The sequence below is a fragment of the Sphingomonas sp. genome, from assembly GCF_039595165.1.
Classification (GTDB): Bacteria; Pseudomonadota; Alphaproteobacteria; order Sphingomonadales; family Sphingomonadaceae; genus Sphingomonas.
In genome coordinates this window covers 1-13121 of sequence record NZ_JBCNMA010000095.1, presented here as the reverse complement: position 1 = coordinate 13121, position 13121 = coordinate 1, and the positions used below count along the sequence as shown (strand labels likewise).

The window sequence follows — 13121 nt, the reverse complement described above, 5'->3', positions numbered from 1 at the left end:
CGCTGGTCGGCAAGACCGCGCGCCGCATGTGGTTCGCCGCGCGCTTCCTGCGCGGCTCGATGCGCGAACAGGCGCGCGGCGGGGCGAAGTAGCGCGCCCGCCGCGCTCCCATGTCAGCGCGCCTGGATGCGCACCAGCGGCGGCAGCACGCCGCGCTGCAGCTTGGTATAGGTGATGTCGACCGTGCGCAGGTTGCGCCCGCGCCCGCGCAAGTCCTTGGCCGCGGTGCAGGTGCCGCCGCGCAGCACCTGACGGGTGCGGATGTCCTGCCGCGCGCCGTTGTTGAAGCGCACGCGGACGTCCTGCAGGCCGATCGGACGGTTGATGGAGCAGATGCGGATCTGGCGATGCCGCTCGTTGCCGCGCACGGCGATCGTATCGCGATCGGAACCCGCGCCGACGGTGCGGAAGCCGATCGTCTCCCAGCCGCGCTGCGCCATGGCGCCGGTGGGCAGGGCGAGCGCGGCGATTGCCGAAAGACCAATGAGACGCTTCATGATCGTTCCTCTCTTCAAGACCGAGGCGGATGGCGGCAAGAAGGCCATCGTACCGCGACCGCAACGAAAGACTTCGATGAAAGTTGCCCTCATTCTATCGCTCGCCGCGGCCATTCTGTCGGGCTGCGCGCCGCGTACCGCCCCGGCCGCCCCCGCCGATGCCTTTCTGACCCGGCTCACGGCGCTGTGCGGCAAGGCGTTCGCCGGCCGCGTGGTCGCCACCGATCCCGCCGACGCCGCGTTTACCGGCAAGGACCTCGTGATGCATGTCGCCTCGTGCGAGCCGGGCCGGGTGCGCATGCCCTTCCATGCCGGCGAGGACCGCTCGCGCACATGGGTGGTGACGCGAACGGCGACGGGGCTGCGGCTCAAGCACGACCACCGGCATGCGGACGGCAGCTCCGACACGCTCACCATGTATGGCGGCGACACCATCGCGCTCGGCGCCGCGACGCGGCAGGAATTCCCCGCGGACGCGGAATCGATCGCGCTGTTCCGCGCCAACAACGCCGAGCGCTCGGTCGCCAATGTCTGGGCGATGGAGGTGGATGGAGCGCGCTTCGCCTATGAGCTGCGACGTCCCGGCCGCCATTTCCGCGTCGAGTTCGATCTCACCCGCCCCATGCCCGCGCCGCCCTTGCCCTGGGGCTGGCGGAGCTAAGCGCGGCTGAGGCTCCCGGCCCAGGCATAGCCGCGCAGCAGCGGCTCGAACCCCATCTGCAGCCCGCTCGCCGCCGCCGTGTGCCTGAGCGCCACCGGCAGGTCGCGGCGCGGCGTGACGTGGAAGCGCGCGAGCCAGGCGAACAGCGCGCGCCGCCACCAGTCCGGCAGCCGCTCCTGCTGCCCGAAATCGACCACGCGCAACGCCCCGCCGGGCGCCACCGCCTTGGCCGCTTGCTCGATCGCGCCGGTCCAGTCGGGGATCATCGACAGCGTGTAGCTGAGGAACACACGGTCGAAGCCGTCCACGCCGAACAGCGACGTCGCGTCGAACTTCGCCGCGTCGCCCTGCGCCAGCATGATGCGGTCGGACAGGCCCGCCGCACCCACCTTGGCCCGTGCGGTCGTCAGCATCGCCTCGGAGATGTCGAGCCCATAGAAGCGCGCCTGCGGCCAGCGTTTCGCCGCCGCGATCAGGTTGCGCGCGGTGCCGCAGCCGACCTCGAGCACCGTCCCGCCCGGCGGCGGCGCCAGCTCGGCGATCAGCTTGTCGCGCCCGAGCAGGTAATATTTGCGCGTGAGGTCGTAGATGTGGCGCTGCGCCGCATAGACGCCGTCCATGCGCTGGGCGTGCGTTTCGCTCACGGCTTCAGGCGGTAGAGGTGCACGCCGCCATAGATCGCCGAGCGGTCGCGCGCGGTGAAGCCGAGCGATTCGGCCTCGGCATAGTCCCAGCGGTCGAGGATCGCGTCGGCGACGCGGCCCGGCAGCAGCGTCGGCGCCGCTGCGGTGCGGAACAGCACCCGCGCGCTGGGCTTGGCGGTGCGCGTGATCTCGCCCCACAGCCGGTTGAGCTGCGCGTCGGTCATCCAGTCCTGCGCGTCGAGCAGGATGTAGCGGTCGAGCGAGCCTGGCGGCATCGATTCGAGATACTCGACGAAATTCTGGTGCCGCACCTCGACGCGATCGGCCCGCTCGCGCACCGCGTCATAGTTGCCGGCCTGCAGATAGGGCGGCAGCGGCGCATCCGCGCCCTCGCCATAGCCGCGGCCGAACGCCTGCCACGCGAAATAATTGTCGGAGAGATCGAAGTCGCAGGCGAGCTTCTCCAGCCGCCGCCGCAGCACCGCCTTGATCCCGCGCGGATCGTCCGCCGCCAGCGCCTCGTACTGCGCGGGCGGGATGCCGAGCCCGAACAGCGAGGCGGGCTGGTCGATCAGCCAGCGCACGAACTTCTTGTCGAACACCGGGGCGAGCCGCGTCTCGAAGATCGCGCGCTGTTCCTCGGGGGTCTTCGCCGCGAGCAGCTCGCGCGGGTCGATGCGGTAGAGCTTGGCGAGGAGGTGCGCCGCGCCGATGAACCCGCCGAGCAGGCCGCGCTTGTAGAAGCCGCCGGCAAAGCCCTTGATCCGGCGGCGGCCGGCAAGGTCGCGGCCCTCCCAGTAGCGCCGCGTCGTCTCGTCGAGATGCGGGGTGAGGGTGCGATAAGCCGCGATGTTCTCGGGCCGGTTGGCCTGGCCGAAAAAGCGGTGGAAAGCGGCGTGATCGGGCAGATGCTGCGCCGCCGCGACCTTCAATTTGTTGAGCGCGATATGCGCGGTGTTGAGGTCGACCGCGGTAATCCTGGCGGGATCGGCGGTGAGATAGGAGAGCACGTTGCACCCGCCGCTCGCGATCGTCACGACGTGGCAGTCGGGGGTGATCGCCAGCGCCTCCATGTCGACTTCGGGGTCTTCCCAGATCTGCGCATAGACCAGGCCGCGAAAGGCGAAGGTGAAGGCGCGTTCGAGCAGCCCTTCCTTGCTCAGATGTTCGTGGCGGTGAACGGCGGTGCGCACCGCGCGGTTGCGCGGCTGGCTGGCAATCGTACCCATGTGACGCTCCTGGGAATCCCGGTCGGGCGCATATGTCTGCCGCATGTCAGTCCCGTGACGCCTGTCGTCACGATATTGTCACCAATCAGTCGCGGCAATAGCCCTCGCCGATCGTTACGGTCAGGCAATCCTTCTTGCCCTCGAGATATTTGAGACCGGTCTCCGTTCCATCGGTCGCGCGCAGCACCTTCGCGCCATCGGGCCGGGTGAAGGACATGCCCTCTTCCGTCGCCATGCCCGTGAAGGTGCCGGTCGCGCCCGGGTCGAGGCTGTAGGTGTTGGTCAGGCGGTAGCGGCCCGGCCCCGACGGATCCTTCTCGATCGTCAGCACCAGCCCCTCGACGCCGATCCACTTGCCGATCCAGCCGTCGCGGCTGGGCGCCTGCGCCGCCTTCTCGGCCTTCTTCGCCTCGGCCGTCACATTCTCCGCGATCGCCTCGGCATTCGCCACCGCGTTCTCGACCAGCGCGGCCTGCTGCTCGTTGCTCATCTCGCCGCATCCCGCCAGCGCCGCCGAAGCCGCCAGCGCCGCGCTCACCGCCAAAAGCCGCATGATTGCCCCTCCAACTCGAACTTTCGCCGATCCGGTGTAGCCTTTGCCGCGCCAAACGCCTAGAGAGCCGGCATCCGCTCAGCTCAGGGAACGCACCGCTCTTCCAATGCGCATCGCCATCGCTTCGGATCACGCCGCCTACGAACTCAAGGCGGTCCTCGCCGACTGGCTCCGCGGGGAGGGGCACGCGGTGCTCGACCTCGGCACCGACGGACCGGCCAGCGTCGACTATCCCGATTTCGGCTTTGCCCTGGGCAAGGCGATCGCGGAGGGCAGCGCCGAACGCGGCGTCGCGCTGTGCGGCTCGGGCATCGGCATCTCGATCGCGGTCAATCGCGTGCGGCACGCGCGTTGCGCGCTGGTCTCCGAGCCGCTCTCCGCCCGCCTCGCGCGCGAGCACAACGACGCGAACGTCATCGCCATGGGCGCCCGGCTGATCGGGCCCGAAATGGCCAAGGCCTGCGTCACCGCCTTCCTCGCCACCGAATTCGGCGGCGATCGTCATCAGCGCCGGGTGGACAAGCTGACCGACCCGGCTCTCTGAAGGACCCGATTATGAGCACCAACCCGATCTCCGCCGTCCAGCCCGACGGCTTCTTCACCCGCAACCTCGCCGACGCCGATCCCGCGGTGTTCGCCGGCGTCACGCACGAACTCGAGCGCGAGCAGTATCAGATCGAGCTGATCGCCAGCGAGAATATCGTCTCCAGGGCGGTGCTCGAGGCGCAGGGCAGCGTGTTCACCAACAAATATGCCGAGGGTTATCCCGGCAAGCGCTACTATCAGGGCTGCCACCCTTCGGACGAGGTCGAGCAGCTCGCGATCGACCGCGCCAGGCAGCTGTTCGGCTGCGGCTTCGCCAACGTCCAGCCGCATTCGGGCGCGCAGGCCAATGGCGCGGTGATGCTGGCGCTGGCCAAGCCGGGCGACACGATCATGGGGCTCAGCCTCGATTCGGGCGGCCATCTCACTCACGGCGCAAAGGCGGCGATGAGCGGCAAGTGGTTCAACGCCGTCCAGTATGGCGTGAAGCCCGACACGCACCAGATCGACTATGACCAGGTCGCGGCGCTGGCGCGCGAGCACAAGCCGACGATCATCATCGCCGGCGGCTCGGCCTATCCGCGCCACATCGATTTCGCCAGGTTCCGCGCGATCGCGGACGAGGTCGGCGCGTACTTCATGGTCGACATGGCCCATTTCGCGGGCCTCGTCGCGGGCGGCGTCCACCCGACCCCGTTCGGTCACGCCCATGTCGTGACGACCACCACGCACAAGACGCTGCGCGGGCCCCGCGGCGGCGCCATCTTCACCGATGACGAGGCGATCGCCAAGAAGATCAACTCGGCGGTCTTCCCGGGCCTCCAGGGCGGCCCGCTGATGCACGTCATCGCCGCCAAGGCGGTTGCGTTCGGCGAAGCGCTGCGCCCCGACTTCAAGGCCTATGCCGCTGCGGTGGTCGAAAACGCCAAGGTGCTCGCCGCGACGCTGACCGAGCGCGGCGCGGCGGTGGTGTCGGGCGGCACCGACACGCACCTCGCCCTGATCGACCTGACCCCGCTCGGCGTCACCGGCAAGGACGCCGACGAGGCGCTCGAGCGCGCCGCGATCACCTGCAACAAGAACGGCATCCCCAACGACCCGCTGCCCCCGGTCAAGACCAGCGGCATCCGCGTCGGCTCGCCCGCCGGCACCACGCGCGGCTTCGGCCCGGCCGAGTTCCGCGAGATCGGCAACATGGTCGCCGACGTGCTCGACGGCTTGCGGTCGAAGGGCGAGGGCGGCGACGCCGAGGTCGAGGCCAATGTCCGCAACCGCGTGCGCGCGCTGTGCGAGCGCTTCCCGATCTACCCGGAGGCGTGAGGATTGCGCTGCCCGTTCTGCGGACATGAGGCCAGCCAGGTAAAGGACAGCCGCCCCACCGAGGATGGGGCGGCGATCCGCCGCCGCCGCCAGTGCGAGGCGTGCGCGGCGCGCTTCACGACCTTCGAGCGGATCCAGCTGCGCGAGCTCACCGTGCTCAAGTCCGAAGGCACCGGCGATTCCCGGCGCGAACCGTTCGAGCGCGACAAGCTGATCCGCTCGGTCTCGCTCGCCTGCCGCAAGCGTCCGATCACCGCCGGCCAGATCGAGAAGCTCGTCTCCGGCATCCAGCGCCAGCTCGAGACCCAGGGCGAGACCGAGATTCCATCCCAGCGCATCGGCGAGCTGGTGATGGAAGGGCTCAAGGGCCTTGATTCGGTCGCCTATATCCGCTTCGCCAGCGTCTATCGCGACTTCCGCGAGGCGCGGGACTTCGAGGAGTTCGCCGGCAGCATCACCGAGGTGGGCAAGGGATGACCGCGCCGGCCATCGTCCTCGTCCGTCCTCAGCTCGGCGAGAATATCGGCAAGGCGGCGCGCGCGATGCTCAATTTCGGGCTGGCCGAGATGCGCCTGGTGTCACCGCGCGACGGCTGGCCCAACCCGTCGGCCGGCCCGGCGGCGAGCGGCGCCGACATCGTGCTCGAACAGGCGCGCGTGTTCGACAGCGTCGCCGAGGCGGTGGCCGATTGCGAGCATGTCTACGCCACCACCGTGCGCAAGCGCGGCGTGACCAAGCCGGTCGTCACCCCGGCCGAGGCGGCGGACGAGATCCATGCCGCGCCCGGCCGCTCGGCGATCCTGTTCGGGCCCGAGCGCTCGGGGCTGGAGACCGAGGATGTCGCGCTCGCCCGCTCGATCCTCACCGTGCCGATCAACCCCGAATTCGGCTCGCTCAACCTGGCGCAGGCGGTGATCCTCGTCGCGTATGAATGGTCGAAGGGGCAGGCGCTCGTCCAGCCGCCGCGCGTCGATCTCGATCCCCCGGCGCCGCAGGCCGAGCTCGAGGGCCTGATCGGCCATTTCGAGGCGCTGCTTGAGAATAGCGGCTATTTCTACCCGCCCGACCGCGTGCCGACGACCAAGCTCACGCTGCGCAACCTGCTCACCAAACCGGGCTGGACCGAGCAGGAACTGCGCACGCTGCGCGGCGTGCTTTCCGCGCTGGAGGGGAAGAAGCGCGAGCGCGCCGGCCGAACTTGACTCGCGCCGCCCGCGCCGCTAACCGCGCGCCTTCGCAATCGGCCCCGCACTCCGGTGAAGCGGCGGCCCTGTGTCCATGACGCAGGCGATACCGGAATCGCGATCAGGCAGCCAGCTGCCGGGTCAACGTCGTTAGCAGTTGTAAGGAAGTTCAAATGTCGAAGCGCTCCAGCGCCAAGTACAAGCTCGACCGCCGGATGGGCGAGAACATCTGGGGTCGTCCCAAGTCGCCCGTCAACAAGCGCGAATACGGCCCCGGCCAGCACGGCCAGCGCCGCAAGGGCAAGATGTCGGACTTCGGCATCCAGCTGCGCGCCAAGCAGAAGCTCAAGGGCTATTACGGCGACATCACCGAGAAGCAGTTCAAACGCACCTATGAGGAGGCGTCGCGTCTCAAGGGCGATACCGGCCAGAACCTGATCGGCCTGCTCGAGCAGCGCCTCGACATGATCGTCTATCGCGCCAAGTTCGCGCCGACGATCTTCGCCGCGCGCCAGCTGGTCAACCACGGCCACGTCAAGGTCAATGGCGAGAAGTGCAACATCGGCTCGCGCCGCATCAAGCCGGGCGAGACCGTCGAACTCGGCGGCAAGGCGCAGGAGATGGCGCTGGTGATGGAGGCGCAGAGCCTCGCCGAGCGCGACATCCCCGATTACGTCGCCCCGGATGGCGCGTCGAAGATCACCTTCACCCGCGTGCCGACCCTCGACGAGGTGCCGTACCCGGTGAAGATGGAGCCGAACCTGGTCGTCGAGTTCTATTCGCGCTGAGGTCTGGCTTCAGCCGGAACAGCAAAGGGCGGTCCTTCGGGGCCGCCCTTTTCGTTTGCGCACCCGCTTGCTCCCGCCGCGGGCCGCTGCCACAAGTCGCGCAATGAAATTACCGGAGATGATGCCGATGCGCCTCGCCCTGCTGGCCCTGCTTGGCCTCGCGGCCTGCAACACCGCCCCCACCACCGCGCCCGAGCCCGATCTCCCCGCCATGCCGATGGAGACGCTCAAGGAGACGACGCGGGTCCTCTCCTCCGACGAGTTCGAGGGCCGTGCGCCCGGCACCGAAGGCGAGAAGAAGACGCTCGATTATCTCGTCCAGCAATTCCAGAAGGCAGGGCTCCAGCCCGGCAACAACGGCAGCTGGTTCCAGGACGTGCCGCTGGTCGCGATCACCGCGAAGAACGTCTCGCCGCTTACCTTCACCGGCGGCAGCCAGCCGATCAGCCTCAAATACGGCCCCGAATTCGTCGCCGGCACCTATCGCGTGACCCCGAAGGTCGAGGTCAAGGACAGCCCCGTCGTGTTCGTCGGCTACGGCATCAACGCGCCGGAAAAAGGCTGGAACGACTATGCCGGTCTCGACGTGAAGGGGAAGACCGTCGTCATCCTCGTCAACGACCCCGACTGGGAGACCCCCGAAGCCAAGGGCCAGTTCAACGGCCGCGCGATGACCTATTACGGCCGCTGGACCTACAAGTACGAGGAGGCCGCGCGCCAGGGCGCCGCCGCCGCGATCATCGTCCACCAGACCGAGCCCGCCGCCTATGGCTGGAACGTCGTCCAGTCGAGCTGGACCGGCGAGCAGCAGGTCGCCGACGCCGCCAACGGCCATGCCGATCAGTCCGCCGCGATCGGCTGGATCCAGCTCGACAAGGCCAAGGCGCTGTTCGCCAGCGCCGGGCAGGACTTCGACAAGCTCGCCGCCGCGGCCAAGCAGAAAGGCTTCAAGCCGGTCGCGCTCGGCGAGGTCAAGGCCTCGCTCAGCTTCGACAACGACATCCGCAAGCACGCCTCGAAGAACGTGATCGGCATCCTCCCCGGCAAGACGCGCCCGGACGAATATGTCCTCTACACTGCCCACTGGGACCATCTCGGCCGCTGCGAAGCCGCGCCCGACGGCGACGACATCTGCAACGGCGCGATCGACAACGCCACCGGCACCGCCGCGCTGGTCGCGCTCGCCGAAGCCAATGCCAAGGCCGGCGCGCCCGACCGCAGCCTCGTCTTCATCGCCGTCACCGCCGAGGAATCGGGCCTGCTCGGCTCCAAATATTATGGCGACAACCCGATCTATCCGCTCGCCAAGACCGTGGGCGGCGTGAACATGGACGCGCTCAACATGACGCCCCCGGCGAAGAACGTGATCGTCGTCGGCAAGGGCAAGTCGGGGCTCGACGCCTATCTCGACCGCGCGCTGGCGAAGCAGGGCCGCGTCGCCAGCAACGAGCCGACCCCGGAGAAGGGCTTCTACTATCGTTCCGACCACTTCATGCTCGCCAAGCACGGCGTGCCGATGCTCTATTTCGATGCGGGCGACGACCTGGTCGAAGGCGGCACCGCGGCGGGCAAGGCCGCGGCGCAGGACTATGAGAAGAACAAGTACCACGGCCCCAAGGACGAGTTCGACCCGAACTGGAACTGGGCGGGCGTGGAGAAGGATCTGCAGATCTATTATGCCGTCGGCCGCGCGCTGGCCTCGACCACCGACTGGCCCAACTGGGTCGAGGGCGACGAATTCCGCGCCGCCCGCGACAAGAGCCGCCAGGGAGCGAAGTAACCGCACATGAAGCCGACGCCGCCGCCTGAATGGGCCAAGCACAAGGCCGTTTGGATCGGCTTCCCCAGCCATCCGGAGCTGTGGGAGTCGCTGGGCGCCGCCCGCGCCGAAGTCGCCGCCTTCGCCCGCGCAGTCCATGCCGGCGGCGCGGGCGAGCAGGTGCTGCTCGTCGCCGCGGACGAGGAGGCGGCCGCAGCGGCGCGGCTGCTCGCGGGGGATTCGGCCAGGGTGGTGGTGACTCCGTTCGGCGACATCTGGCTGCGCGACACCGGCGTGATCGTCGACAACAAGGGCGTCGGTCACGATTTCGAGTTCAACGGCTGGGGCGGCAAGTATAATTACGAAGGGGATGTCGAGGTCGGCGCGCTGCTCGCCGGGAAGCGCCGCATCGAGGTGCAGCCGCACGACTGGGTGCTCGAGGGCGGCTCGATCGACTGGGACGGCACCGGCCTGGTCGTCACCACCGAACAGTGCCTGCTCAACCGCAACCGCAACCCCGGCCTGTCGATGCGCGAGGCGGAGGAGCGGCTGTACGAGGATCTCGGCTTCGATCGCGTGCTGTGGCTCGGCAACGGCCTGGCGATGGATCACACCGACGGCCATGTCGACAATCTCGCGCGCTTCGTCGGCGAGAACCGGCTGGCGATACCGGTGCCCGAGGAGAACGACCCCAACTGGCTGGTCTATGCCGACGCCCGCCGCCGCGCCGAGGCGTTCGGGGTCGAGGTCGTCCCCATCCCCTCGCCCGGCCGGGTGATGCACGGCGACGAGGTGGTCCCGGCGAGCTACATGAACTTCTACATCGGCAACGCCGCGGTGGTGGTGCCCGTCTACGGCCAGCCCAACGACCGCAAGGCGGTCGAGACGATCGGCGCGCTGTTCCCCGGCCGCGAGGCGGTGGGTCTGCGCGCGGACCATATCCTGACCGGCGGCGGCAGCTTCCACTGCATCTCGCAGCAGATTCCGAAATAGGCGTCCAACCTTACCCCTTATCGTCAGCCCGGCCTTGAGCCGGGCCAAGGCTTATCTTTTCGCCGCCGAAAGACAGCCCAACCCCGGGTCAAGCCCGGGGTGACGAAGAGGGGCGGGCCGTCTAAATACCCCGCCATGACCCAGATCACCGTCGCCGCGCTGCAGCTCGCCTTCTCCAGCGACGTCGCGCAGAACATCGCCAACGTCGCCGACCTCGTCCGCGAGGCGGCGGGGAAGGGCGCGCAGGTCGTGCTCCCGCCCGAGCTGTTCGAAGGCGAATATTTCTGCCGCGTCGAGGACGAGGGGCTGTTCGCGACCGCCAGGCCCGTCGCCACTCACCCCGCGGTCACCGCGATGCAAAAACTGGCGGCGGAACTCCAAATCCATATCCCCACCAGCTTCTTCGAGGCGGACGGCCCGCATTTCTACAACAGCCTCGCGATGATCGGCCCCGACGGCAAGGTCGCGGGGGTCTACCGCAAGAGCCACATCCCCGATGGCCCGGGCTATGAGGAAAAATTCTACTTCCGCCCCGGCAACACCGGCTTCAAGGTGTGGGAGGGGCCGGCGGCGGACGCGACGCTCGGCGTCGGCATCTGCTGGGACCAATGGTATCCGGAGACCGCGCGCACGATGATGCTGATGGGCGCGGAACTGCTCTTCTACCCCACCGCGATCGGCTCCGAGCCCTATGACGCCGATCTCGACACCAGCCGCATGTGGCGCCGCGCGATGATCGGCCACGCCGTCTCCAACGTCGTGCCCGTGATCGCCTCGAACCGCATCGGCACCGAAGGCGGCCAGCGCTTCTACGGCCACAGCTTCATCTGCGACGAATGGGGCGACATCCTCGCCGAGTTCGGGGCGGAGGAAACCGGCGTGCTCACCGCGACCCTGGATCTGGATCGTGCGCGCAAGCATCGCGCCGGCATGGGCTTCTTCCGCGACCGGCGGCCCGAGCTCTACCGGCGCATGGTCGAGGATGTGTGAGGATGGCTCGAAGCCGAAAAGGCAGATTGGTTCACGCGAAGGCGCAACGGCGCGAAGATGTCGTTTGCCGCGAAGCGGCTGTCACTGCTCCCGAGCGTGGCGCGCGCTGAACGGTCGGTTGGCGGTGCGCTTCGCGCCGAAGGCAATCCTCTTCGCGTCCTTGCGCCTTCGCGTGAACCAAATTTCCCACGCGGCCCTTGCAATGTTGGAGTTCATTTGCTTCCTCATGGTTGAGGGAACGGGTGCCTCCAAAGGCTCGTGTGCGTATTGCGCCGGACGGTCACGTCGCTGCCGCGTTCCCGTCGCGTTTGGCTCGAACACCCGGATTTGTGTCAACTTCGTCAACCGCGCGCGACACCCGCGACAGTGTCAAGCTAGTGTATACTTCCGCCCGTCACACCGTTCCGCGCAGCGCCCGCGCCCGCGCGAACACCGCCTCGAACATCTCGGCCGTCAGCCGCCCGGTATTCTGGTTGTAGCGCGAGCAATGGTAGCTATCGATCAGCACGCGCCCGTCGGGCATGCGGTGCTCGGCGAGGTGGGCGAAGCGGCATTTGGGAAGCTTGCCGCCCAGGATCTTGACCGCGCTCTGGTGTGCGATCTGGCCGAGCGCGACGAAGATGCGCGCCGGGATGGCATTGGCCTGGGCGTCGGCGAAGGGGCGGCAGTTGCGCGCCTCCTCGGGCGTCGGCTTGTTCTCGGGCGGCAGGCACTTGACCGAGTTGATGATGATCGCGCCTTTGAGCTGCAACCCGTCATCGGGTCGCGCTTCGTACGTCCCGTCGGTAAACCCGAACTTGGCCAGCGTCGCGAACATCAGGTCGCCGGCATAGTCGCCGGTGAACGGCCGCCCGGTGCGGTTGGCGCCGTGCTTGCCGGGTGCGAGGCCGATGATGCCGAGCCACGCTTGCGGATCGCCCAACGCCGGTACCGGCGCGTTCCACCAGCCGGGATGCTCAGCGCGCAGCTCCTGTCGCAGCGCCACCAGTCGCGGACAACGCGGGCAGTCGTGCGGCGGCTCGGTATCCGGAAGCGGGCTTGGCGGGGTCATCCGGCCGCGATAGGCCGTGCGACGTGACAAGCTCAACCCCGGCCTCGCTTTATGTCGTCGCTCTCGGCTCAAACCGCCGCGGCCGCCACGGCGCGCCCGAGGCCGAGCTGCGCGCCGCGCTCGCCGCGATCGACGGGGTGGTGAGGGCCTCGCCGATCATCGCGACCGCGCCGCTCGGCCCCTCGCGTCGCCGCTTCGCCAATGCCGCCGCGCTGATCGCGAGCGACGAAGCCCCGCCGGCGCTGCTCGCGCGCCTGAAGCGGATCGAGCGCGATTTCGGCCGGCGGCGCGGACGGCGCTGGGACATGCGGGTGATCGATCTCGACATCATCCTGTGGTCGGGCGGGGCATGGGCGAGCGGCGATCTCGTCATCCCGCACCCACAGTTCCGGCGGCGCGGGTTCGTGCTGCAGCCGTTGAACGCGATCGTGCCGGACTGGCGCGATCCCCTCACCGGCCGCACGATGCGTCAGCTCGCCATGCTGCTCGGCAAGGGAGCGTAGGATGCCGCTGATCCCGTTGCCCTTCGCGCTCGGGACACGCCAGGCAGCGGAAGCGCCGCCGCCCCAGCCGAGCGCGGGGGCCTATCGCCCGTCCTATGCCGGTGGGACGCAGCTCCGCGTGTTCGACGACACCGTACCCACCGGCCCCGCGCAAGCCTTACCGCGGCAACGACGGCGGCAAGCGCGACCGCGAGCCGCGCTTCTGCGGGGTCACGGGTACGATCGACAAGGACGAAGTGCACGTCGCGAAGCGCTGCGCCGGTTGACCGCACGGGATCGCGCCCCTAGGTGCACCCCACCCTCAAGTGCGGGCTCGTAGCTCAGTTGGTAGAGCAACGGACTTTTAATCTGTAGGTCTCGGGTTCGAGCCCCGACGAGCCCACCACTTGATGCCGGCCCGCCGCGG

The 13121-nt window shown here is 68.6% G+C and carries 15 protein-coding genes and 1 tRNA gene; 11 read left to right on the top strand and 5 right to left on the bottom strand.

What is annotated here, in order from left to right:
* Positions 1 to 113: 113 nt before the first annotated feature.
* On the bottom strand, positions 114 to 497 hold the full coding sequence (locus ABDV68_RS14260) for a hypothetical protein (RefSeq protein ID WP_343520731.1): 384 nt from the start codon (positions 495 to 497) through the stop codon (positions 114 to 116).
* Here ABDV68_RS14260 and ABDV68_RS14255 point away from each other — a divergent pair.
* Positions 496 to 1158, top strand: coding sequence for a hypothetical protein (locus ABDV68_RS14255; protein ID WP_343520730.1), 663 nt, complete (start codon positions 496 to 498; stop codon positions 1156 to 1158). The genes ABDV68_RS14260 and ABDV68_RS14255 overlap by 2 nt on opposite strands.
* Here ABDV68_RS14255 and ABDV68_RS14250 read toward each other — a convergent pair.
* The 3 genes from ABDV68_RS14250 to ABDV68_RS14240 form a co-directional block, all read right to left on the bottom strand.
* Positions 1155 to 1778, bottom strand: coding sequence for a class I SAM-dependent methyltransferase (locus ABDV68_RS14250; RefSeq protein WP_343520734.1), 624 nt, complete (start codon positions 1776 to 1778; stop codon positions 1155 to 1157). The genes ABDV68_RS14255 and ABDV68_RS14250 overlap by 4 nt on opposite strands.
* Before the next feature lie 20 nt (positions 1779 to 1798).
* Complete coding sequence (locus ABDV68_RS14245) at positions 1799 to 3031, bottom strand: DUF3419 family protein (protein WP_343520728.1); 1233 nt, start codon at positions 3029 to 3031, stop codon at positions 1799 to 1801.
* Positions 3032 to 3116: 85 nt separating this feature from the next.
* Entirely contained in the window at positions 3117 to 3584 is a 468-nt protein-coding gene (locus tag ABDV68_RS14240; RefSeq protein ID WP_343520727.1) for a hypothetical protein, read from the bottom strand.
* 106 nt (positions 3585 to 3690) lie between these two features.
* Between ABDV68_RS14240 and rpiB the strand changes: the two genes are divergently transcribed.
* The 8 genes from rpiB (at position 3691) to aguB (ending at position 11161) form a co-directional block, all read left to right on the top strand.
* Positions 3691 to 4128 (top strand): ribose 5-phosphate isomerase B, encoded by a 438-nt coding sequence (rpiB, locus tag ABDV68_RS14235; protein WP_343520725.1) that lies wholly within the window; start codon positions 3691 to 3693, stop codon positions 4126 to 4128.
* Between the two features lie 11 nt (positions 4129 to 4139).
* Positions 4140 to 5447, top strand: coding sequence for a serine hydroxymethyltransferase (gene glyA / locus ABDV68_RS14230; protein WP_343520724.1), 1308 nt, complete (start codon positions 4140 to 4142; stop codon positions 5445 to 5447).
* Between the two features lie 3 nt (positions 5448 to 5450).
* On the top strand, positions 5451 to 5924 hold the full coding sequence (gene nrdR, locus ABDV68_RS14225) for a transcriptional regulator NrdR (RefSeq protein WP_343520723.1): 474 nt from the start codon (positions 5451 to 5453) through the stop codon (positions 5922 to 5924).
* Positions 5921 to 6649, top strand: a complete 729-nt coding sequence (locus tag ABDV68_RS14220) for an RNA methyltransferase (protein ID WP_343520722.1) — start codon at positions 5921 to 5923, stop codon at positions 6647 to 6649. Before nrdR ends, ABDV68_RS14220 begins: the two co-directional genes overlap by 4 nt.
* Positions 6650 to 6804: 155 nt before the next feature.
* The gene (gene rpsD / locus ABDV68_RS14215; protein WP_343520720.1) at positions 6805 to 7419 is read left to right on the top strand and encodes a 30S ribosomal protein S4; all 615 of its coding nucleotides are present in this window, start codon (positions 6805 to 6807) and stop codon (positions 7417 to 7419) included.
* Between the two features lie 211 nt (positions 7420 to 7630).
* Positions 7631 to 9199 (top strand): M28 family metallopeptidase, encoded by a 1569-nt coding sequence (locus ABDV68_RS14210; RefSeq protein WP_343520732.1) that lies wholly within the window; start codon positions 7631 to 7633, stop codon positions 9197 to 9199.
* Positions 9200 to 9205: 6 nt separating this feature from the next.
* Positions 9206 to 10171 (top strand): agmatine deiminase family protein, encoded by a 966-nt coding sequence (locus ABDV68_RS14205; RefSeq protein WP_343520719.1) that lies wholly within the window; start codon positions 9206 to 9208, stop codon positions 10169 to 10171.
* A 135-nt stretch (positions 10172 to 10306) separates the two neighbouring features.
* Positions 10307 to 11161 carry an N-carbamoylputrescine amidase gene (gene aguB / locus ABDV68_RS14200; protein ID WP_343520718.1) on the top strand — a complete coding sequence of 285 codons (855 nt, stop codon included), beginning with the start codon at positions 10307 to 10309 and terminating at the stop codon, positions 11159 to 11161.
* 394 nt (positions 11162 to 11555) lie between these two features.
* Here aguB and ABDV68_RS14195 read toward each other — a convergent pair whose 3' ends face one another.
* Positions 11556 to 12212, bottom strand: coding sequence for a uracil-DNA glycosylase (locus ABDV68_RS14195; protein ID WP_343520717.1), 657 nt, complete (start codon positions 12210 to 12212; stop codon positions 11556 to 11558).
* Between the two features lie 23 nt (positions 12213 to 12235).
* Between ABDV68_RS14195 and folK the strand changes: the two genes are divergently transcribed.
* Both folK and ABDV68_RS14185 read left to right on the top strand, forming a co-directional pair.
* The gene (gene folK / locus ABDV68_RS14190; protein WP_343520716.1) at positions 12236 to 12715 is read left to right on the top strand and encodes a 2-amino-4-hydroxy-6-hydroxymethyldihydropteridine diphosphokinase; all 480 of its coding nucleotides are present in this window, start codon (positions 12236 to 12238) and stop codon (positions 12713 to 12715) included.
* Positions 12716 to 13024: 309 nt separating this feature from the next.
* Positions 13025 to 13100 (top strand) — tRNA-Lys (locus ABDV68_RS14185).
* Positions 13101 to 13121: the final 21 nt, after the last annotated feature.

What these genes read in the sequence shown, in the direction of transcription:
- ABDV68_RS14255 (WP_343520730.1), top strand. Translation starts at nt 496, where the DNA reads ATGATCGTTCCTCTCTTCAAGACCGAGGCGGATGGCGGCAAGAAGGCC.
- ABDV68_RS14260 (WP_343520731.1), bottom strand. Translation starts at nt 497, where the DNA reads ATGAAGCGTCTCATTGGTCTTTCGGCAATCGCCGCGCTCGCCCTGCCC.
- ABDV68_RS14250 (WP_343520734.1), bottom strand. Translation starts at nt 1,778, where the DNA reads ATGGACGGCGTCTATGCGGCGCAGCGCCACATCTACGACCTCACGCGC.
- ABDV68_RS14245 (WP_343520728.1), bottom strand. Translation starts at nt 3,031, where the DNA reads ATGGGTACGATTGCCAGCCAGCCGCGCAACCGCGCGGTGCGCACCGCC.
- ABDV68_RS14240 (WP_343520727.1), bottom strand. Translation starts at nt 3,584, where the DNA reads ATGCGGCTTTTGGCGGTGAGCGCGGCGCTGGCGGCTTCGGCGGCGCTG.
- rpiB (WP_343520725.1), top strand. Translation starts at nt 3,691, where the DNA reads ATGCGCATCGCCATCGCTTCGGATCACGCCGCCTACGAACTCAAGGCG.
- glyA (WP_343520724.1), top strand. Translation starts at nt 4,140, where the DNA reads ATGAGCACCAACCCGATCTCCGCCGTCCAGCCCGACGGCTTCTTCACC.
- ABDV68_RS14220 (WP_343520722.1), top strand. Translation starts at nt 5,921, where the DNA reads ATGACCGCGCCGGCCATCGTCCTCGTCCGTCCTCAGCTCGGCGAGAAT.
- rpsD (WP_343520720.1), top strand. Translation starts at nt 6,805, where the DNA reads ATGTCGAAGCGCTCCAGCGCCAAGTACAAGCTCGACCGCCGGATGGGC.
- ABDV68_RS14210 (WP_343520732.1), top strand. Translation starts at nt 7,631, where the DNA reads ATGCCGATGGAGACGCTCAAGGAGACGACGCGGGTCCTCTCCTCCGAC.
- ABDV68_RS14205 (WP_343520719.1), top strand. Translation starts at nt 9,206, where the DNA reads ATGAAGCCGACGCCGCCGCCTGAATGGGCCAAGCACAAGGCCGTTTGG.
- aguB (WP_343520718.1), top strand. Translation starts at nt 10,307, where the DNA reads ATGACCCAGATCACCGTCGCCGCGCTGCAGCTCGCCTTCTCCAGCGAC.
- ABDV68_RS14195 (WP_343520717.1), bottom strand. Translation starts at nt 12,212, where the DNA reads ATGACCCCGCCAAGCCCGCTTCCGGATACCGAGCCGCCGCACGACTGC.